Origin of the sequence: Sulfitobacter mediterraneus, assembly GCF_016801775.1 — a bacterium.
Classification (GTDB): domain Bacteria; phylum Pseudomonadota; class Alphaproteobacteria; order Rhodobacterales; family Rhodobacteraceae; genus Sulfitobacter; species Sulfitobacter mediterraneus_A.
This window is the reverse complement of sequence record NZ_CP069004.1, coordinates 3,287,328-3,307,537: the sequence shown is the minus strand read 5'-3', so window position 1 is coordinate 3,307,537 and position 20,210 is coordinate 3,287,328. Positions and strand designations below refer to the sequence as shown.

The window sequence follows — 20,210 nt, the reverse complement described above, 5'->3', positions numbered from 1 at the left end:
AATTAAAGGGTGATCGCCCCAAGTCACGATTATGCGTTTGGCCCGTGCACCGTTTTGCATGACGGATGAAACTATGCCATAGCAATGGCATGCCTTTGGGCCCCGAAACGACGACAGAACCAAGGAACGGCCCATGGCAAACTCCTCCACAACCGAACGTATTGCTGTGCTGGGCCTTGGCTATGTGGGTTTGCCTCTGACGGTGGCACTGGCACGGGAGGGGTTTGATGTTGTTGGCCTTGATACCCATGCACCTGCGGTTGCGGCGTTGCGCGCTGGGCGCGATCCCAATGGGGAGGTCTCGGATGCCTCTGTTTCGGGGTCATCGGCGCTGTTTACCCATGATGCTGCTGATCTTGCGGGGTGCACGGCATTCATCATCGCCGTTCCAACCCCGATTACGGACGCCAAGACGCCTGACCTTGGCCCGGTGCTTGGGGCCTGCGCCACCATCGCACCGCATCTGACCGACGGTGCCCTGGTGATCCTGGAAAGCACGGTCTACCCCGGCGTCACAGAAGAGGTCTGCGGACCAGCCTTGACCGCTGGCAGCGGGCTTGAGGCCGGGCGTCAGATCAAGCTGGCCTATAGCCCAGAACGGGTGAACCCCGGCGATGCCGAACATTCCATGGAAAACGTGGTCAAGATCATCGCTGCGCAGGATGAAGAGACCCTGACCCGCGTCGAGGCGATCTATGCCCCCGTGGTCAAGGCGGGCCTGCATCGCGCCTCCTCCATCATGACCGCAGAAGCGGCCAAAGTGATCGAGAACACCCAGCGCGATCTGAACATTGCATTGGTCAATGAATTTGCCCTGATCTTTGCCCGGCTTGGCCTTGATACGCTTGAGGTCTTGGAGGCCGCAGGCACCAAGTGGAATTTCCTGCCGTTCCGCCCCGGCCTGGTGGGCGGGCATTGTATCGGGGTTGATCCCTATTACCTGACCTACCGGGCCGAACAGCTTGGCTATCATCCACAGGTGATCCTCGCCGGGCGGCGCATCAATGATCATATGGGCGCCCATGTGGCCCAAACCCTGATCAAGGCGATGCTGGCCCGCGATATCGGTGTGCGCGGGGCAAGGGTGCTGATCCTTGGGTATACCTTCAAGGAAAACTGCGCAGACACGCGCAACACGCGGGTTGCGGATATTGTCGGCGAACTGGCGTCTTATTCCGTGCAGGCCGATGTGCATGACCCATGGGTCGGCGTGGACAGGTTGCAAGGCGAACACGCAGTCAGCGGCATTGCAGAGCCGCAGCAAGGCACCTATGACGCGATCATTGTAGCGGTCGGACACCGTGAATTTGTCACAATGGGCGCTGAGGCAATCCGCGCCTTGGGCAAACCGGGGGCCGTGCTCTATGACATCAAGGGAATTTTTGGTAAATCAGGCAGTGATCTGAGGCTCTGAACGGATATCGGCAGGTGAATTTTATGGCGCAAACCGAAGACGGGCCGATCAACGGCAGCGCGGCCTCTCGCCGGGTGATGTTCTACAGCCACGACACATTTGGCCTTGGACATCTGCGCCGGTCGCGGGCGCTGGCCTCTGCGCTGACCGAAGGGGATGACAACGCCTCGGCGATCATTCTGACCGGATCACCCGTTGCGGGGCGATTTACTTTTCCTGAACGTGTTGACCATATCCGCCTGCCCGGCGTGACCAAGCTGCCCGATGGCAGTTACATCAGCCAGACCCTTGGTCTTGATATTGACCGCACCACGGCCCTGCGCGCCGGTTTGATCCAAAGTGCGGTGGAGCAATACCAGCCCGATTTGCTGATCGTGGACAAAGAACCCACCGGCTTTCGCGGGGAGCTTTTGACCACTTTGGAATGGCTGCGCAAAGAGGGGCGAACGCGGGTTGTTCTGGGCTTGCGTGACGTGCTGGACCAGCCCGACGTTTTGGCCGCCGAGTGGGACCGCAAAGGCGCCGTTGAGGCGACCGAACGCTATTACGATGAAATCTGGGTCTATGGCGTGCGCGATGTCTATGACCCTACTGAAGGCTTGCCCCTGTCAGAAGCCGCCCGTGCCCGCATGCATTGGACAGGCTACCTGCGCCGTGAAGTGACCGATGCCACGGAAACGCCCAATCACCCCTATGTGCTGATCACGCCCGGTGGCGGCGGGGACGGAGCGGCGATGGTGTCGCTGGTGCTTTCGGCCTATGAACAGGATCCTGACCTGTCACCCAAGGCGGTTCTGATCTACGGGCCGTTCCTGTCTGGCGAGGTCCGTGATGCCTTTGACGCGCGTGTTGCCAAGCTGGATGGCCGGGTGGCCGCCATGGGTTTTGACAGCCGGATCGAAGCTTTGTTTGCCGGGGCTGAGGGCGTGATTTGCATGGGCGGGTACAACACATTTTGTGAGGTTCTGTCCTTTGACCGGCCCGCGGTGATTGTGCCGCGCACCAAGCCGCGGCTCGAGCAATGGATCAGAGCCAGCCGCGCCGAGCAACTGGGTCTGGTGCGGATGCTGGACGAAACCCGCGATGGCATGACCACAGACGCAATGATCCGCGCCATTCGCAACCTGCCTCAGCAGGGCAAACCATCGGATGCCGGTGCCGACGGGCTGCTGGATGGTCTGGACGTGGTGGTGGAACGCGCCCGTGCGCTGATGCAGAAAGACAAAGACACATGAGCCATCCCAAACTTGCTGTTGTGGTCAAAGGCTGGCCACGGCTGTCCGAAACCTTCATCGCCCAGGAACTTGTCGCGCTGGAAGAGGCCGGACTGGAGTTTGACATCTGGTCGCTGCGTCATCCGACCGACAAGAAGACCCATCCTCTGCATGATCGGTTGCAGGCCAAGATCCGGTATCTGCCGGAATACCTGCGCAATGAACCGCGCCGCGTAGCCACCGCCATGGGGGCTGCCGCTGAAATGCCCGGTTTTGATGCCGCAGCTGCGGCCTATGCCGCAGATGTGGAACGCGATGACACCGCAAACCGCCGCCGCCGTTGGGGGCAGGCTTGCGTGATGGCCGCGGAAATGCCCGGCGATGTGGCGGGCATCTATGCGCATTTTCTGCATACGCCGTCTTCTGTTGCCCGCTATGCCGCGATCTTGCGTGGCATGCCGTGGTCATTTTCGGCCCATGCCAAGGACATCTGGACGTCGCCAGAGTGGGAGCTGCGCGAGAAATTGTCGGCGGCTACTCATGGTGCGGCTTTCGGGGCGACATGCACCGGTTTTGGCGCAAAGCATTTGCAAGGTTTGGCCGATACGCCCAGCCGGGTTGATCTGGTGTATCACGGGTTGGATCTGGCGCGGTTTCCTGCCCCGCCCGACCGGATGATGCGCGGAACCGATGCGCCGTTTCACATGATGTCCGTCGGGCGTCTGGTGGAGAAGAAGGGCTTTGACAATCTCATAGATGCGCTGGCGCTGCTGCCTGCATCGCTCAATTGGCACTGGACCCATATTGGCGGCGGTGCCCTGGATGCAGTGATGCAGGACCGTGCGGCGGCGCATGGAATTGCAGACCGGATCACATGGCGCGGTGCCTGCGATCAGCCTGAAGTGATCACGGCAATGCGTGCGGCTGATCTCTTTGTCCTGCCCTCGCGGATTGCGGCAGATGGCGACCGCGACGGTCTGCCAAATGTCCTGATGGAAGCGGCCAGCCAGAAGCTGCCAATCCTCAGCACACCAGTGTCCGCCATCCCCGAATTTATCGACAGCGGCACCCATGGTGTTCTTAGCGATGATGCGCCCGCCGCATTGGCCGATGCGATGGTCGACTTTGCTTCAGACCCCTCACAAGGCGCCAAGATGGCCGAGGCCGCTTATGGGCGGCTCACGCAGGATTTCCTGATGCACCCGGGGATTGAGCATCTCAAAAAGCGGCTGCTGGCGATGCTGGCGCAGGCGGGCTGATGCGTCTTGCCTTCTATGCGCCGATGAAGCCGCCGGATGACCCGGTGCCATCAGGAGATCGCAGCATCGCACGCGGGCTGGTTGCGGCCTTGGCGCAAAGGGGGACAGACGTCACCTTGGCCAGCCGCTTTCGCAGCCGGGACGGTATGGGCAACGAAGAAGTGCAGGCCGATCTGATGGCGCAGGCCGCAAAGGAAATTTCCCGTGTTTCAGAGGCAGGGAAACGCGCGGGCTGGCAGGCTTGGCTGACCTATCACAACTACTACAAAGCGCCGGATCTCATTGGCCCGCAGGCGGCGGCGGCGCTGGATATCCCATATTTGCAAATTGAATCCACCCGCGCCCGCAAACGCCTTGAGGGGCCATGGGCAGCATTTGCAAAAGCCGCCGAAGCTGCCTCTGACGCGGCCCAGGTGATTTTCTATTTTACTCAACATGACGCCGAAACCCTGCTCCGCGATGCTCCGCGATCGCAGGTCTTGATCCATCTGCCGCCATTCTTGAACGGTGACACCTTGCCGGTGCCCTCAGGTTTGTCCGGTCCGATGCTGTCCGTTGGGATGATGCGCAGCGCGGCCAAGTTGCCGTCTTATCAGATCATCGCCCAGACTTTGGCACTGTTGCCGGATACAGATTGGTGCTTGCAGATCGCCGGTGATGGTCCCGCCCGCGCCGAAGTTGAAGCCTTGATGGCTCCATTCCGGGGCAATGTCCGCTTCCTTGGCGCACTGGACACATCCGCGCTTCAGGAGATTTATCGCCAGTCCAGCCTGCTGTTCTGGCCCGGTGTCGACGAGGCTTTTGGCATGGTCTATCTAGAGGCGCAGGCCGCAGGCTTGCCCGTTGTTGCGCAAGATCGTCCCGGAGTGCGCGAGGTTCTGGCAGGAGCGCCCCAGCCGGCGGTGCAAGACGGACCTGCCGCATTGGCGGCGCGGATCACGGATATGATGAACAAACCGGCCCAACGCCACAAAGCCGCATTGGAGGCACGCAGCATGATCGCAAAACGACACCTGTTGCCCGCTGCCGCAGATGTATTGCGCGGCGGATTGGCCAAGGTGGGTGTGCGATGAACGCCCGCCTTGCCCTTTTGCGTCACGGCCATACACCATGGAACCGCGCGGGCCGCATTCAGGGGCGCACCGACATCGCCCTCGACCCCGAAGCAGTGGCGCAGCTGTCCCGGCTGCGGTTGCCGCCGCCATGGGATGCAGCGCATCTGTGGTCCAGCCCGTTGTCGCGGGCCGCAGACACCGCAAAGCTGGTGGCGGGCCGTGCCGCGCAAACGGACGCGGCGCTGCTTGAAATGAACTGGGGCGATTGGGAAGGCCTGAAGGGCGCGGAGCTTAAGGCCGATCCCGATGTCTCCTACCTGGATATTGAGGATTGGGGTTGGGGTTACACCCCGCCAAACGGGGAAAGCCCCGCCGCCCTTCGGGATCGCTTGGTGCCATGGGCAGAGACCCTGCACGGGGATCACGTCGCGGTCTGCCATATCGGCGTGATGCGGGTGCTCTTGGCCCATGCAACGGGATGGAACTTTGATGGACCGGCCCCCTTTGCGGTGAAACGGAACCGGCTTTTCGTGATTGAGATTGACGATGGCACATGGTCTGTTCCGGGCGATCCGGTTCGTTTGATTGAGGCTGCGCCATGAAGGTCATGATCGTTGTGACCCATCTGCTTGGCACCGGGCATCTGTCGCGGGCGTTGACGCTGGCAAAGGCATTCATTCAGGCAGGTCATGAGGCAGTGGTTGTCTCGGGCGGAGTGCCGGCGCCGCAGCTGGATCCGGGTGATGCGGCGCTGTTGCAACTGCCCGCGCTGCGCTCTGACGGAGTGAACTTTGCCCAATTGCTGACGGCGGCAGGCAATCCAGTAGATGACGCGATGCTGTACGGGCGGCTTGACGCGCTTTTGTCTTCGCTTGACGATCAAGCGCCGGATGTTCTGATCACCGAGCTGTTCCCCTTTGGTCGCCGCGTGCTGCGCGCAGAGTTTATCGCATTGTTGGAGGCGGCCAAGGCGCAGGACAAACCTCCGCTGATCCTGTCCTCGATCCGCGATATTCTGGCGCCGCCTTCCAAGCCCAAGAAGGCCGTATTTGCCGATGAGATGCTGGAACGCTTCTACGACGGTGTGCTGGTCCATGCCGACCCCCGGATCACCCCGCTGCATCTCAGCTGGCCGGTGACCGAGGCACTGGCATCGCGTTTGCACTACACCGGCTTTGTTGCGCCGCCGGTCTCAGACAGCCCAACCGACGCTGGCAAAAGCGAGGTGATCGTCAGCGCTGGCGGCGGCGATGTGGGCCGTGATGTGTTTGCCGCTGCGCTAGAGGCCGCAGCGGGCGATCCGGCGCGGCCCTGGCGGCTGTTGCTGGGTGGCGCGGATGCTGCCGAACGTTGCGCCGCCCTGGCGTCCCAAGCGCCGGACAACGTGATCATCGAACCAGCCCGCCCCGATTTTCGCGCGATGCTGCACAATGCAGCAGCCTCCGTTTCCCTGTGTGGCTACAACACCGCGCTGGATGTTCTGCAGGCTGGATGCCCGGCAGTGTTTGTGCCCTTTGACGCAGGCAATGAGGTTGAGCAGGGTATTCGCGCCCGCGCTTTGGCCCAGCAGGACGGGATCACCACGATCAACAGCGCCGATCTGACGCCAGAGAGACTGCGGCAAGCCGTGCAAAAGGTTATGGATGCCCCTGACCGTTCGCCCATGACCACCGGTCTGGATGGCGCCGCAGAGACCGTGCGTATCACCGCGCTGCTGCTTGAGACTCAAAGGTGAGTATTGATTGGTCCCCCTTGACCGCCGAGATGGCGATCTGGCAGCGCGAAGCACGGGTGCTGCCGATCTGGTGGCGCGATGACGACGCTATCAAAGACAGCCCGGCGCTGGCAAAACTCACCGGCTTGGCCGAAACGCTGGGCCTGCCGGTTCATCTGGCAGTGATCCCCAAGTTTGCGCATCCATCCCTTATTGGGGTGTGCAACGGTCCGTGGGCGGTGCCGATGGTCCATGGCTGGGCTCATGACAACCATGCGGCACGGGGTCAAAAAAAGGCGGAGTTCGGGCGGCCCAGAGCAGGTGCCTCAGATGAGATGGCACAAGGCCTTGGCACGTTGAAACAGATGTTTGCTGCAGATCTTTTGCCGCTGTTTGTGCCGCCGTGGAACCGCATTGATGCGGGTTACATCGCCGCCTTGCCTGATCTGGGATTCGCGGGGCTGTCCACCTTTACCCCCCGTGCCGCACGGCTTGCTGCGCCTGGCCTCGTGCAAATCAATACCCATATCGACCCGATCTTTTGGAAGGGTGGCGGCGGATTGGTTCCGCCGGAGGCACAGATCGCCGCATTGGTGCAAAACCTGCAGGACCGCCGTTTCGGCCGCGCGGATGCAACCGAACCCCTTGGCCTGTTGACCCATCACCTCGTGCATGATCAAGAGATCTGGGCCTTTACCGAAGCCTGCCTTGGCACTTTGCTGGAGGCCGGCGCAAAGCCGTGCAATTTACATGATCTGAAAGGAAATCTGCCGTGAGCCGATTGGAATCCATGCGCCGCAGACTGGAGGCGCAGATTGATGGCCTGAACTGGGCTGCGCACACCATTTCCGATGTCGCGGGCGATGTTCTGGAGATGGGCCTGGGCAATGGCCGCACCTATGACCACCTGCGGCAAGAATTACCCAATCGGCGCATTTGGGTGATCGACCGCGTGTTGCAGCCGCATCCGTCCTGCGTGCCGCCGCAAGAGAACTTCCTGCAAGGCGAGGCGGATGCCATGCTGGCCGGACTGGCACAGCGCGGGGTGCAAATGGCATTGGCGCATTATGACTTTGGCTTTGGGGTCAAGGAAAAGGATGTCGAGGAAGGCGCGCGGCTGTCGCCTCTGATCGCGCCTTTGATGGTGCCGAACGGCTTGATCGTCTCGCAACAACCGCTGACCGGGTTCACCCAGGTCAGCGGACCTGACACGATCGACCCTGAGCGATACCTGTTTTACCGCAGTTAAGCGGGGCGCAGCCCGAGGATTTGCCGGGCTTGTGCAGGCGTGGCAACGGGGCGCCCGTGTTTTTCGCAGATCTCGGCGGCGCGTTTGACCAGCGCCGCATTAGAGGGCGCCAAGGTCTGCTTGTCCCAGCGCACGTTGTCTTCGAGGCCTGTGCGGGTATGGCCACCGGCCGCAATCGACCATTCGTTCAGCACGACCTGATTTGGCCCGATCCCCGCCGCGCACCACTGGGCATCAGGGGCCAGTCGTTTGACCGTTTCGATATAGAAATCAAAGGTCGGGCGATCGACGGGCATGGCGTTCTTCACCCCCATCACAAACTGGATATAAAGCTGCCCCGGAATGCGCCCGTCGCGGTTCATTTCAGCGGCCTTGTGAATGTGGCTCAGGTCAAAGGCTTCGATCTCTGGCTTGATCTCATGGGTGCGCATCTCGCCAGCGAGCCAATCCACCAGATCCGGCGGGTTCTCATAGACGCGGGTGGGAAAGTTGTTTGATCCCACCGAAAGCGAGGCCATATCGGGGCGCAGTGGCAGCATGCCGCCCCGCGCCTGCCCGGCGCCGGACCTGCCGCCGGTGGAAAACTGGATGATCATGCCGGGGCAATGTTTGATCACGCCCTCTTGCAATGCTGCGAATTTCTCGGGGTCCGAGGATGGCGTCTCGTCCGCATTGCGCACATGGGCGTGGCAAATGCTCGCCCCTGCCTCAAACGCGGCATGGGTGCTTTCGATCTGCTCCGATACGCTGATCGGGACGGCGGGATTGGCCGCTTTGGTCGGGACAGAGCCGGTGATGGCAACGCAGATGATGCAGGGATCAGACATGGGGTTTCCTCAGCTAAGGCAACGCCAGTGTTCCACAGCGCCCCGCCGAAGTCGAGCGTCAGCGGCGTTTGACAAACTCCGTCAGGATGACGATCCGCTGCCCCTCAACGCGCCCTTCGATATGGGCGGGGTTGTCTTGCACAAGCGATATTTTATGCACCGCCGTGCCGCGTTTGGCAGTAAAGCCCGCACCTTTGACCGGTAGATCCTTGATCAGAACAACCGTATCGCCCTGGCTCAGCGGTTGACCGTTGCTGTCACGGTGCGCGCTGTCTTGGGGAACGTTATCCGCCCAAGCGCGGGTCTCGTCATCAAGGTAAAGCTGATCGGCCAGATCGCGGGCCCAATCGGTCTCTAATCGCGCAAGAATGCGGGCGGCCAGAACCTGTATCGCCGGATTTTCGGACCACATGGTGGAAGCCAGCACGCGGAAATGATCGGCCGCCGGCGCATCGCTGGCGATCTCATCGGCGCAGGTGGTGCAGATATGTACAGACGCCCCCTCAGGGCCGCCCGGAACTGGCGTTTCGATCAAAGGCGTATCGGATGCGGTGCAAAGAGGACATGTCATGCCCCTGCCCTACCCCATTGGTGATCCATGCGAAACTACAGACTGGTGATCTTTTTCGCCACCATCAGCGTGACCGGAACGGCCACAACCGCGCCCGCCGCCGCCGCGATCAGGATGGGCGTCAATGTGTCATATCCCGCAACGAGAACGGCAATCACGCCAGCCCCCGCAAGGGTGGAACCGATGATGGAATAAAGCATGGAAGCCAAGCGAAGCATGGGGGGACCTTTCCCGATTTGATGTTACCGGAAAGGTATCGGGCGGCGGCAGGCAACGCTTTGATTTGAGTCAAAAGGGAAAGGGTTTGTTGGGTTTGGTTGGATGGTTTGGCAATGAGCCGCTATCGCCGCATGTATGTTACTAGGGGCCGGTATTTCTTTACGGTCAACATCGCCCATCGGGGGCAGGATGTGTTGGTGCGGCATATTGAAGTGCTGCGCCATGCGGTTCGGATGACGCGAGCGGAAAGACCGTTTGAGATTGGGAAGTCTCGTGTGTATTATCCTTTGTTGACCCCGCTTGCCTGATTTAGTGTTCGTTGATTCCACCTCATATAGAACATTAGGAACGGATCAGTCAGATATAGATGGTCATCAGCCCACTCTACAACAGGCTCTCCATCAATCTCATCTTTCGCAATCCCCGACATATGTCCCAATGCAGAAGAAACTTCGTGTTTTTGCGGCAAGTCAGTTTCTACAAGAATTTTCCGAAGTTCGTCTCTAATTTCATTATAGTGAATCTTATCTTTCGGTCCAGTATTCGCCACCGCTGCAAGCACAGCTTCATAAATATCCATCGATCTTTCACTGTTTAGTAGCATGCGATCAAGCCGCTTCGCTCGAGACTGGGGGCCTTTTGCCAACTTTTGAAAAGTTGGAAGACCAAATTGCTTAGCCACTACTTCGAAAATTTCCTTTAAAGTCTCGTCAGACGGATTGAATGTCTTGGATTGAGATTGGGTTTCTTCAATATCATAATGGTCACAAAGCCGGCCACAAAATCGTTGCATCAAAAGAGGACTTCCGTTCGCCTCTTCGGAGAACACATCCTGTGTCTCGTGGGGCACGTCGACATTGAGCGCTCGAAATCCTTTCTTGGGGATTTCTACAAGTTCACCTTTGTTCCATGATGGGATTTCCACATGTGCAAAACGCCCTTCCATCTCTCGTTCGACGCCAATCGCATCAAATGCCCTATGCGGAACAGCGATCAATATTGCACAAAGGCCCTCGAATATCTCAGATTTCAGCGAACGGATGACTTCTCTTTGCACTTTCTCAGGCATATAGTGAAAGTCATCGACCACCAAAGCTAAGTCTTTTTCTCGTAGATAGGTAAGAAGCGTTTTTTTATTTCTATTGTTGAAGGTAAGCGCTTCCCCCTCGCTTGCCTTTCTTTGCGCAGTCACCAAATAGCGATATCCAATTGTATCCTCAGTAGAGCCATCGTGTGTCTCACTTTCAGGGAGATTCAGGTCCTGAAGCAGTAAATTCCAGAACTCATCGCTATCTTCCACCTGACCGCCATTTACCAATGCGGACCTTTCTGGTCCTAGGGTATGACGCGTTAGCACTGTTTTACCTGACTTAGTAGGACCCGTAACACATATCACTTTGTACCCTTCACGTATCTCGGACCTCAAAGATTTTTCAAGATTTTGTGCTAGTCGATCCACGTATGTTATTGAAGGCATCCCACCAGCGACGAAGACTTGCTTAGTTTTCATTTCTCAACCATCCATCTTCAGAGCCGAAATAAACGCCTCTTGCGGAATATCCACCTTCCCGAACTGGCGCATTTTCTTCTTACCCGCTTTCTGCTTTTCCAGCAGCTTTTTCTTACGGGTCGCATCACCGCCGTAGCATTTCGCCGTCACGTCCTTGCGCATCGCAGAGAGGGTCTCACGCGCGATCACCTTGCCGCCGATGGCCGCCTGGATCGGGATTTTGAACATGTGACGTGGGATCAGATCCTTGAGCTTTTCGACCATTGCACGGCCGCGGGCTTCGGCCCGGTCGCGGTGAACCATAGTAGACAGCGCATCCACCGGTTCGTCGTTCACGAGGATCGACATTTTCACCAAATTGTCCTGACGGTAGCCGATCATCTGATAATCGAATGAGGCATAGCCCTTGGTCACCGATTTCAGGCGGTCATAGAAATCAAAGACCACTTCGTTCAGCGGCAGATCATAGACCACCATCGCCCGCGATCCGGCATAGGTCAGGTCTTCCTGGATGCCGCGACGGTCCTGGCACAGTTTCAGCACATCACCGAGGTATTCGTCAGGCACAAGGATCGTTGCCTTGATGCGCGGTTCCTCAAGGTGATCGACCAAGGTCATGTCAGGCATGTCGGCGGGGTTATGCAGTTGCGTGACCGTGCCATCCTTCATGTGGATGTCATAAATCACCGAGGGCGCGGTGGTGATCAGGTCAATGTTGTATTCCCGTTCGATCCGGTCGCGGATCACCTCAAGGTGCAGCAGGCCAAGAAAGCCGCAGCGGAAGCCAAAGCCAAGCGCGGCAGAGGTTTCCATCTCAAAGCTGAAAGACGCGTCATTGAGGGCAAGCTTTTCGATGCTGTCGCGCAGGTCTTCGAATTCGGCGGCATCTACGGGGAAGAGACCACAGAAGACCACCGGTTGCGATGGTTTGAAGCCCGGCAGCGCCTCGGTTGTGCCCTTTTTTTCGTGCGTGATTGTATCGCCCACGCGGGTGTCGCGGACCTGTTTGATCGAGGCCGTGAGAAAGCCAAGCTCGCCTGGGCCAAGCTCGTCAATCTCGGTCATCTGGGGACGGAACACGCCGATGCGGTCCACATGGTGGGTGGAGTTGTTGGAGAGCATGCGCACACGCTCGCCCTTTTTCAGCACGCCGTCCATAATCCGCACCAGAACGATCACACCGAGATAGCTGTCGTACCACGAATCCACCAGCATCGCCTTGAGCGGCGCATCACGGTTGCCTTTCGGCGCGGGCAGTCTGGTGACGATGGCCTCAAGCGTTTCATCAATGCCGATGCCGGTTTTGGCCGACACACGGATGGCATCGGTGGCATCAATCCCGATCACGTCCTCGATCTGTTCGGCGACGCGGTCACAATCGGCGGCGGGCAGGTCAATTTTGTTGAGCACCGGCACGATCTCGTGGTCCGCCTCAATCGCGTGATAGACGTTTGCCAATGTCTGCGCCTCGACGCCCTGCGTGCTGTCAACCACCAGAAGCGAGCCTTCAACCGCGCGCATGGAGCGGGAGACTTCATAAGCAAAGTCGACGTGGCCGGGGGTGTCGATCAGGTTGAGGACATATTCCTCACCATCTTTGGCGGTGTAATTGATCCGCACGGTCTGCGCTTTGATCGTGATGCCGCGTTCGCGTTCGATGTCCATGCTGTCAAGCATCTGCTCTTTCATATCGCGATCCGCCACGGTGTGCGTGGATTGGATCAAGCGATCGGCAAGCGTGGATTTCCCGTGGTCGATGTGCGCCACGATGGAGAAATTGCGGATATGTGAAAGCGGTGTCATGCAGGGGATATGATGCGCTTTGGTGGGTTGGTCAAGGTGGATTCAATGTGGCCCCGACATGGCTCAAACCCCTGTGGCGCTTGGGCCGAACCGCTGCGGGTCTTGCCGCGTCTAAACGATCAGTGCCAGCGCCAGATAGCTCCCCATCCCATAAAGCGCAATCAGGCTGATGCTCATGCAAATTCCGCGCAATCCGTCACGCCCCGTCAGATAGGCAACGGCATGGCCAAGGCGTCCCAGCGCAAAGCAGATGATCCAGATCTGCGCCGCGATCTGAACCGGGGAAATCAGGCAAAGGGTGACGGCCAGCATGGCGAAATAGACAGTATTTTCCGTGGCGTTGCGGTGAGCGTTGTGCTGACGCTCAAGTTCCATCTGCGCCTTTGCGCTGATGTCCGCAGGGCTGCGTTCGCTGGCCTCCCATTCCTCCGGCGTCGCCTTAAGATCATATTTCAGTCGCGTCAGCTCGGTTGTGGTCATCAATACCGAGTGATTGATCACCAGCAGCAGCGCACCGATCACCAGCGCCCCGATCAAAGGTTTGCTTGGCAACGCCACGATGGCCGGATCCACCCCGAACAGCAGCAGGTTCAAGGCCAGAGCGATGGCAACCAGCGCGGCAGGATAGGCGATGATAATTGCACGGAACTTTGTCTTTTTATCTTTTGCAGGGGACATGAAAAATTGCCTTTTGGGTCCGAACAGACAAACTGCGGCATTCATGCGGTTGCGGCAAGTCCGGAAAACCAGCCCTTGCCCGGTCAGCGCCAAAACCAAGAGGCGGTTGCCGCTGATGCGGGCGGGACCAAACAAACGTGAATTGCCCCTTTGCGCAGAATAGGTCATACTTTGGCCAAAGCAGAAAGGGTCTGAACGGGGCAAACCCGGGGCCAACAAATCGAGGCAGTTTACGATGTTGCGGATAATGATTGCGCTTGTTGCGATGCTGGGGCTGACGGCCTGCGGCGGGTCTCGCTATAGCAGTGCCAATGCACGGGGGTACAAACCGGCACCGGTTCTTTTTGCCACCGGACCCATCCAGAAAGCCTGCCAGCAGGCGAACCGCAAAGCCGCCTCGCGGGCGCGGTGTGGCTGTGTTCAGGCGGTTGCGGATCGCGAGTTGTCGAATGCCGATCAACGGCGCGGCGCCAAGATGTTCAGCGATCCCCACAAATTGCAGGAAATCCGGCAATCCGACAACGCCAGCAACGAACGGTTCTGGAAAGCGTGGAAAGCCTATGGCAAGGTCGCGGCCGAGCTTTGCTCTGCGTCCTGATCCGACCTACAGATCCTTGATCCAGAATTGCAGCGGTTTGGCCGTTTCATCCGCCTGACCTATGTCTTTCCATTTGAACTGCGCCACCACCCCTTGCAGCGGGGCATAGCCCCGTCCGCGCCAGAAATCATCCAGCGGGCGATAGCTTGCGGGGTGTTGCGGGTGATCGGCTGGCCGAACAACCCCGCAAAAACAGCATTTGGAAAACCCCAACCGGCGGGCGTGGGCCTCTCTGATGTCAAAGAACCGGTGCCCGATGCCAAGCCCGCGATACTCAGGCAACAGGACACTTTCCGCGCAATAGAACACATCATCCAAAGCGATGCCCGTGCCGTCAAATGCAACGGCGAAATCATCCGCGTGATCGGCCAGCGGCGTGCCTGTGCTGGCACCGACCAGATCAGCGCCTTTGTAAGCCCCAACGACGACAGCACGGTCCGAATTCCGATAGGATTGCAGATACCCCTCCTCATAGGCCAGATCCCCGTCATAAAGGTAGGGCCAGTCGCGGAAAACAGCGATCCGCAGGCGGGCCACATCCGCGAGGGCCGGTGCGAGGTCCACGCCGGTCAGGGCGCGGACATCTATTAGATCTGGCTTTACCATCGAAACTCCCAATTCGTCAGGCAAACGCCTGTAGGCTGATCTTACCGGCGTTCAGAAAAATACATCGATCGAAGATGCGCAAATCGGCAGGATCGGCAAGACGCACATCTGCAAGGCCGGGGCGGTTTTGCCCTGCCTCAACAAAGCGGCGGTCGATCTGGCTGAGGCAGATGATCGTTTGCCCGCGGGCCTTCGCAAAGTCTTTGAGCGTGGCAAGCTGGCTGTCCAGGTCGGGGGTGCTGCGGCTTTCGCAGAGGCGTTGGAGATAGTCGATGACAATTACCCCGCCCTTGGGGGCAGCGGCGTGAGTTTCTACAATATGACCGGCACAAATGCCATCCGAGGTATCAATCTTGATTGCCCGTCCTTCCAGCCGGGTTTCGGCCAGCAATCCCCTGACGGTTTCTTCAGAATACTCCAACGTAAAAAAGGATGCCCCCTGCCCCGTCGCGGCGGCTTCGGCCAAAATCTCCAACGCGAGCAATGTCTTGCCTTCGCCGGGCCGTGCGGCAACCAGTACCAGATCGCCAGGCTGCAATTGCGCCAGCAGACGGGCCGCGCGGCCGGTGTCCGCATCACGTTTGGCCAGATGGCTCCAGTTTTGGAAGCCCTCCTGAACTGCAATACGGTCCAGAGCCGCGCTATGGGACAGTTTTCCCGTGCGGGACAATTGTCGAGCCTTGCGTTTGAGAACAAAAATCGGGGCGGATAACAGCATTTTGAAACCTCCTGTGCGCAGGTGTCACAATCCCTCCTGATGTGGCGGCGCGTGCAGGTTCAAAGCTTTGCCAATTGCCCTGCATGTCACATGCTTCCCCGGCGGAGGGGGGCGGCACAGGCGGCGCCGTGACTCAGCCTAGGCGCAACGCCAGCCTCGATCAAGTGTCAGGAAACCTGCGCGATCCAATCGCTGAGATTATAGCGGGTGGTCACGCGGGTGATCTTGCCATCAGCCACATCAAAAAAGGATCCGGCGGTCAGCTTATAGGTCTGTCCCTTTGCCTCGGGTAGGCCATCGTCAGTCGCCAGATAGGTGCCGTTGACGACAAACTCTGCCGCAGCGCGGGTGCCGTCTTCGTTGTGAAAAATCACCATATCCGTCAGATTTTCCCGGTAGCAGCGGGTCATGTGGTCACAAAAGCTGGCAAATGCGGGTTTGCCGATGCGAATGTCGCCTTCATTGACGTGATGGGCCACGTCATCGGACAGGCATTCGATCATGGCATCGGTATCACCGGCGTTGAAGGCTTCGAAATAGCGTTGGATAATATCTGTCATGAAAGGTCTTCTGCTTCTTTGGGGGGGCCGAACCGTTCCACCAGCCGGCTTGCAATCTGGTCTCGGGCGGCGCGAAACTGCACCAGTTTGGCGTCACGTGTCTCGCCCAGGCCGGTCGGGTCAAGGATCGGCCAATACTCAACATCGAGATGGAAAAAACGGGTTAATTCAAGCGCCCGGCGTTGGCTGGCCGGGCTAAGAGCAATCACCAGATCAAATGAGCTAAGATCATCGCCCCATTGTTCCATCTCGTCAAAACTGCGGGACCGATGGCGGCTTAATTCGACGTCCATCTCGGCGCAAACCGCGATGGAAAAGCCATCAATCTCGAGATCGTTCTTCACGCCAACAGACTGCACGTAGGTATCGGTGCCATAGAACTTTTTCATGATCCCCTCTGCCATGGGGGACCGCACCGCGTTATGATCGCAGCAAAAAAGCACCGATTGTGGCAAGCCTGAGGTCATTCAACCGCCGAAATGCAGAACACAAATGAGCGTAAAGAGGCGGCGGGCGGTGTCAATGTCGATCTCTGCCTTACCCTCAAGACGTTCTTGCAACACGCGGCTGCCTTCGTTGTGGATCCCGCGGCGGGCCATGTCGATGGTTTCAATCTGGCTGGGCGGCAGTTTCTTCACCGCGTCAAAATAACTCTCGCAGATCTGAAAGTAGTCTTTGACGACCTGCCGGAACGGACCCAGCGAAAGGTGAAATTCCGCTGCCTTTTCCTCGGCTTCGGTGTTCACATCAAAGACCAGACGCTTGTCACGGATGGACAGGCCAAGGTGGTACGGACCGTCGGGCACCGCACGTTCTTCGCGCTGCGGCAGGACAAAGGTGTTGTCCTCCAGCAGATCAAACATCGCCACCTTGCGCTCCTGTTCGATCTCAGGCGTGGGCGGCGGCAGGTTCGCGTCATCAAGTGCGATATGGGTGATGCGGGACATCCGGCGCATCCTTTTCTCAAACAATTACGAGGTTTGCATACGCCAGTGACCATAGCGGTGCAATGGCCCGCAGCGGCGCACCATTGACCGGCTGCGTCACCCGTTGAGTTTACGGAGCCGTGCGGTGACGGACAGACCGTGCGCCTCAAGACTTTCGGACGCTGCCAACCGCTCTGCCGCCGGGCCAATCTGGCGCAGTGCATCGGGGGTCATCCGCGCCAAGGTCGTGCGCTTCATAAAGTCCAGCACCGAGAGGCCGGAAGAGAACCGCGCAGACCGCGCCGTGGGCAAGACGTGGTTGGGCCCGCCGACATAATCGCCAATCGCCTCTGGCGTCCATTGCCCAAGAAAGATCGCGCCCGCGTGGGTGATCTTGTCCGAAAGGGTATCAGGGTCCGCCACGCACAGCTCCAAATGCTCAGGCGCAATCCGGTTTGACAATTCGGCCGCCACATCCAGATCCGGCACCGTGATGATCGCGCCATTGTCGCGCCAGCTTGCCCCCGCGATCTCGCGCCGCTCCAAGGTTTCGAGGCGTTTGTCCACCGCTGCGCTCACCGCTTTGCCAAAAGCGGGATCGGTGGTGATCAGAATGGATTGCGCACTTTGATCATGTTCGGCCTGGCTAAGCAGATCAAGGGCGATCCAGTCTGGATCATTATCGCCATCCGCGATCACCAGGATCTCGGAGGGTCCAGCAATCATGTCGATGCCCACCTTGCCAAACACCCGCCGTTTGGCGGCTGCAACAAAGGCGTTGCCGGGGCCGGTGATCTTGTCCACGGGGGCTATGGTCTGGGTGCCATAGGCAAGTGCTGCCACCGCTTGCGCCCCGCCGATGCGGTAGATCTCATCCACGCCGGCGATCTGCGCTGCCAGCAGCACCAGTGGGTTTAGCACGCCATCCGGCGTCGGCACGACCATTGCCAAACGCGGGACGCCTGCCACTTTGGCCGGAATTGCGTTCATCAACACCGAGGAAGGATAGCTGGCCAGTCCGCCCGGCACATAAAGACCCGCCGCCGAAACCGGTGTCCAACGCCAGCCAAGGGTCGCGCCCGCATCATCGGTCCATTCGGCGTCTTCTGGCAATTGGCGCTCGTGATAGGCGCGAATGCGGGTTGCAGCCAGTTCAAGTGCAGCGCGGTCCTCAGCGCTGACCTTTGCTGCCGCTGCGGTGACCTCTGCCGGGCTGATGCGGAGGGTTTCCGGCGACAACGTGACCCGATCAAACTTTTCCGTCAGCGCGATGACAGCCGCATCGCCCCGTGTCCGGACATCGGCAATGATATCGGCCACTGCGGCGTCCACATCGGGGCTGTCTTCCCGCTTGGCCCCCAGCAGGGCGGCAAATGCGGTCTCGAAATCCGGCGCAGCGGCGTTCAGGGTTACGGGCATGGGCGGCAATGCTCCAACAGGGGCGCACCTGACCGGGGGGCTGGGCGCAATGGGGTTGGCTGCTGCTTAACGGGAATGGTTTGGCGGCTCAAGCGGATGCATTGCCGCGCCCTCCCCTATTTATCCGTCAAAAAGATCGCCCGCGATCCCGACCATGGTGATGATCATTTCGCCACTGTTTGCTTCCATGGCATCGCTGTGAAGATCGTCGATCATCGCTTTGGCTGCGTCTACGCTGTCATCGCTACCATCCAGACCGGCAAAAATCGCATCGGCATTGTCCAGATTGCTCATCCCTTTGACGGCTGAATAGTACAGCCCCAGGTCAATCTTGCTGTCCAGATAGGCATGATCCAGCGCCCGTTGGGCGGTTTCTTCGGGGGTGTCTTTTGGATCGTACCGTGGCACTGCGCCTTTGATCAGTTCCAATACAAAGTTGCTGCGATCAACCTTGCCTTCTTCGGCCATCCGAGACCAGAATTCCAATCCGCGCGGATCCAAACTGCGGTTCAGGACGGATTGCGCAATCGCCTGCAACTCGCTCACGCTCAGAGACAGATCCTCGTATTGATCCGCAATCTCTTGAGAGGTTGAGAGATGCCCGGCAAGGTCGTCCATGCTCATCCCTTCGGCGATCTTGCTGCCCCAGAAATACAGCCCTTGCGCGTCCGGTGCGCGATCAAGAACCGCGAGGTAATGCGCGGTGATTTCGCGGGCTTGGTTCACGCTCAGTTCAAGCGCCGACAACAGCACATCAGTGTCGATTGTGGCGTTCGAAAATTCCAGAAAATCGATCCCGTTGAGGGTATCGTTGCCCTCTCTATTCAATACACGGTCTGCAACAAGGATCGTTGGCTGAGGTTGGTAGGGCAAAATGTCGGGATCGGCAATTATTGCGAAGGAGTTTTGATCCGATATGTTCGCTATGTGGTCTGGTTCGGAAGACACAAAAACGGAAATTGCAAATTCGTCACTCTCCCCCGCAAAGACTGCTGTCTCGCCATCTCCTCCGGAAAGGCTGTCGTCGCCAGCGCCCCCGATGAGCCGATTTTCTCCCCTATAAGCGACAAGCGTGTCGTCGCCGTCACCACCAAACAACGTGTCATTGCCCTCAGCCGCTGTAATGTGGTCGTTGCCTGCGTCGCCATGGAAAACGGCGTCATTTGGTTTTGGAAAGTCCCAAACGATCAGGTCGCCAATGATGGGTTCGTCCAATTCGGGGGATGCGTTTTCTTGCGGCGCAGTCACTTGGTCATCGCCGAAGGTGCCATCAAGATGATATATTGTCCAAGGATCTTCCTCCCGGATCACATCATCGCCACCATACCCGTGAATGACCGGAGGTTCATCGCTCTGCCAACTTGCACTGACAGTAATGTCATCATCACCGCCAAGGATGAGTTCATCCCAGAGGATGGCGCCATGGTCGGAACCGATGACGTTGCCCTCAAGGTCCAACAATCCGTCGTTCGGTTGTTGCGCGGGAATTGAAACGCTCGCCCCGGTGATCTCGATCCATGTCTCGGGGGGGGCAGGAACCACGTGTTGATCGTCATTCGTAATCAACTCTGACGGCTGATACACGGTGCGCGCGCCAGTGATTGTTCCAGAAAGCTGACCGTCTTCACTGTACTGAAAATTCCCGCTGATCTCTGTGCGCAGGGTGTCTCCCAATTCGATAATGAGCATCGTCTCGGAAAAAGAGAAGCTGCGGTAAGAGATTGAAAAAGTCTTTCCGCCGATCTCTACACTTTGGGCCAAAAAGTAGTTTGTCCGCCCGAAATGTGGCAGCCCGTTGAGGGTGGTCCCGTCCAAAAGGACCTGGGGACCGTCAATGTGTACATTTGCCATAATCAAAAGCCATTTAGTG

General features: G+C 58.6%; 22 protein-coding genes. 9 read left to right on the top strand and 13 right to left on the bottom strand.

All coding sequences use genetic code 11. From position 1 onward, the window contains the following. Positions 1-133 precede the first annotated feature (133 nt). From JNX03_RS16375 to JNX03_RS16340, 8 genes are read left to right on the top strand one after another with little or no spacing between them, the layout of a single operon-like run. Positions 134-1,414 (top strand): nucleotide sugar dehydrogenase, encoded by a 1,281-nt coding sequence (locus tag JNX03_RS16375; protein ID WP_203210063.1) that lies wholly within the window; start codon positions 134-136, stop codon positions 1,412-1,414. A gap of 23 nt (positions 1,415-1,437) precedes the next feature. Further along, the gene (locus JNX03_RS16370) at positions 1,438-2,649 is read left to right on the top strand and encodes a glycosyltransferase family protein (RefSeq protein WP_203210062.1); all 1,212 of its coding nucleotides are present in this window, start codon (positions 1,438-1,440) and stop codon (positions 2,647-2,649) included. Beyond that, positions 2,646-3,887, top strand: coding sequence for a glycosyltransferase family 4 protein (locus tag JNX03_RS16365; RefSeq protein ID WP_203210061.1), 1,242 nt, complete (start codon positions 2,646-2,648; stop codon positions 3,885-3,887). Before JNX03_RS16370 ends, JNX03_RS16365 begins: the two co-directional genes overlap by 4 nt. Further along, the gene (locus tag JNX03_RS16360) at positions 3,887-4,960 is read left to right on the top strand and encodes a glycosyltransferase family 4 protein (RefSeq protein ID WP_203210060.1); all 1,074 of its coding nucleotides are present in this window, start codon (positions 3,887-3,889) and stop codon (positions 4,958-4,960) included. Before JNX03_RS16365 ends, JNX03_RS16360 begins: the two co-directional genes overlap by 1 nt. Continuing rightward, positions 4,957-5,544: a histidine phosphatase family protein gene (locus tag JNX03_RS16355; protein ID WP_203210059.1), complete on the top strand. Its 588-nt coding sequence runs from the start codon at positions 4,957-4,959 to the stop codon at positions 5,542-5,544. The genes JNX03_RS16360 and JNX03_RS16355 overlap by 4 nt, the downstream gene beginning before the upstream one ends. Continuing rightward, positions 5,541-6,677 (top strand): glycosyltransferase family protein, encoded by a 1,137-nt coding sequence (locus tag JNX03_RS16350; protein ID WP_203210058.1) that lies wholly within the window; start codon positions 5,541-5,543, stop codon positions 6,675-6,677. Before JNX03_RS16355 ends, JNX03_RS16350 begins: the two co-directional genes overlap by 4 nt. Continuing rightward, the gene (locus JNX03_RS16345) at positions 6,674-7,432 is read left to right on the top strand and encodes a polysaccharide deacetylase family protein (protein ID WP_203210057.1); all 759 of its coding nucleotides are present in this window, start codon (positions 6,674-6,676) and stop codon (positions 7,430-7,432) included. Before JNX03_RS16350 ends, JNX03_RS16345 begins: the two co-directional genes overlap by 4 nt. Then, positions 7,429-7,905: a class I SAM-dependent methyltransferase gene (locus tag JNX03_RS16340; RefSeq protein WP_203210056.1), complete on the top strand. Its 477-nt coding sequence runs from the start codon at positions 7,429-7,431 to the stop codon at positions 7,903-7,905. Before JNX03_RS16345 ends, JNX03_RS16340 begins: the two co-directional genes overlap by 4 nt. Here the strand turns inward: JNX03_RS16340 and JNX03_RS16335 are convergent. From JNX03_RS16335 to JNX03_RS16310, 6 genes are all read right to left on the bottom strand, one after another. Beyond that, positions 7,902-8,732, bottom strand: coding sequence for a 3-keto-5-aminohexanoate cleavage protein (locus JNX03_RS16335; protein WP_203210055.1), 831 nt, complete (start codon positions 8,730-8,732; stop codon positions 7,902-7,904). The two genes, JNX03_RS16340 and JNX03_RS16335, sit on opposite strands and share 4 nt — an antisense overlap. 58 nt (positions 8,733-8,790) lie before the next feature. Then, complete coding sequence (locus JNX03_RS16330) at positions 8,791-9,303, bottom strand: alkylphosphonate utilization protein (protein WP_203210054.1); 513 nt, start codon at positions 9,301-9,303, stop codon at positions 8,791-8,793. A gap of 35 nt (positions 9,304-9,338) precedes the next feature. Then, positions 9,339-9,521, bottom strand: coding sequence for a hypothetical protein (locus tag JNX03_RS16325; RefSeq protein ID WP_037905825.1), 183 nt, complete (start codon positions 9,519-9,521; stop codon positions 9,339-9,341). Positions 9,522-9,802: 281 nt separating this feature from the next. Then, positions 9,803-10,822, bottom strand: a complete 1,020-nt coding sequence (locus JNX03_RS16320; protein WP_203210053.1) for a hypothetical protein — start codon at positions 10,820-10,822, stop codon at positions 9,803-9,805. Between the two features lie 213 nt (positions 10,823-11,035). Next, positions 11,036-12,835, bottom strand: coding sequence for a translation elongation factor 4 (gene lepA / locus JNX03_RS16315; RefSeq protein WP_203210052.1), 1,800 nt, complete (start codon positions 12,833-12,835; stop codon positions 11,036-11,038). Between the two features lie 111 nt (positions 12,836-12,946). Further along, positions 12,947-13,513, bottom strand: a complete 567-nt coding sequence (locus JNX03_RS16310; protein WP_203210051.1) for an MAPEG family protein — start codon at positions 13,511-13,513, stop codon at positions 12,947-12,949. Between the two features lie 235 nt (positions 13,514-13,748). Here JNX03_RS16310 and JNX03_RS16305 point away from each other — a divergent pair, with 235 nt between their 5' ends. Continuing rightward, positions 13,749-14,111: a hypothetical protein gene (locus JNX03_RS16305; protein ID WP_203210050.1), complete on the top strand. Its 363-nt coding sequence runs from the start codon at positions 13,749-13,751 to the stop codon at positions 14,109-14,111. A gap of 6 nt (positions 14,112-14,117) precedes the next feature. Here the strand turns inward: JNX03_RS16305 and JNX03_RS16300 are convergent, their stop codons facing one another. The 7 genes from JNX03_RS16300 to JNX03_RS16270 form a co-directional block, all read right to left on the bottom strand. Beyond that, positions 14,118-14,717, bottom strand: a complete 600-nt coding sequence (locus JNX03_RS16300; RefSeq protein ID WP_203210049.1) for a GNAT family N-acetyltransferase — start codon at positions 14,715-14,717, stop codon at positions 14,118-14,120. A gap of 16 nt (positions 14,718-14,733) precedes the next feature. Next, positions 14,734-15,435, bottom strand: coding sequence for a DNA helicase (locus tag JNX03_RS16295; protein ID WP_203210048.1), 702 nt, complete (start codon positions 15,433-15,435; stop codon positions 14,734-14,736). Between the two features lie 167 nt (positions 15,436-15,602). Beyond that, a complete protein-coding gene (locus JNX03_RS16290) occupies positions 15,603-15,995 on the bottom strand; it encodes a ketosteroid isomerase-related protein (protein ID WP_203210047.1) in 393 nt (130 codons plus the stop codon). Next, positions 15,992-16,462, bottom strand: coding sequence for a low molecular weight phosphatase family protein (locus JNX03_RS16285; protein ID WP_203210046.1), 471 nt, complete (start codon positions 16,460-16,462; stop codon positions 15,992-15,994). Before JNX03_RS16285 ends, JNX03_RS16290 begins: the two co-directional genes overlap by 4 nt. After that, on the bottom strand, positions 16,463-16,942 hold the full coding sequence (locus JNX03_RS16280; protein WP_203210045.1) for a UPF0262 family protein: 480 nt from the start codon (positions 16,940-16,942) through the stop codon (positions 16,463-16,465). A 96-nt stretch (positions 16,943-17,038) separates the two neighbouring features. Continuing rightward, positions 17,039-18,340 carry a histidinol dehydrogenase gene (gene hisD / locus JNX03_RS16275; RefSeq protein ID WP_203210044.1) on the bottom strand — a complete coding sequence of 434 codons (1,302 nt, stop codon included), beginning with the start codon at positions 18,338-18,340 and terminating at the stop codon, positions 17,039-17,041. Positions 18,341-18,460: 120 nt separating this feature from the next. Next, positions 18,461-20,191: a DUF4214 domain-containing protein gene (locus JNX03_RS16270; protein ID WP_203240814.1), complete on the bottom strand. Its 1,731-nt coding sequence runs from the start codon at positions 20,189-20,191 to the stop codon at positions 18,461-18,463. Positions 20,192-20,210: the final 19 nt, after the last annotated feature.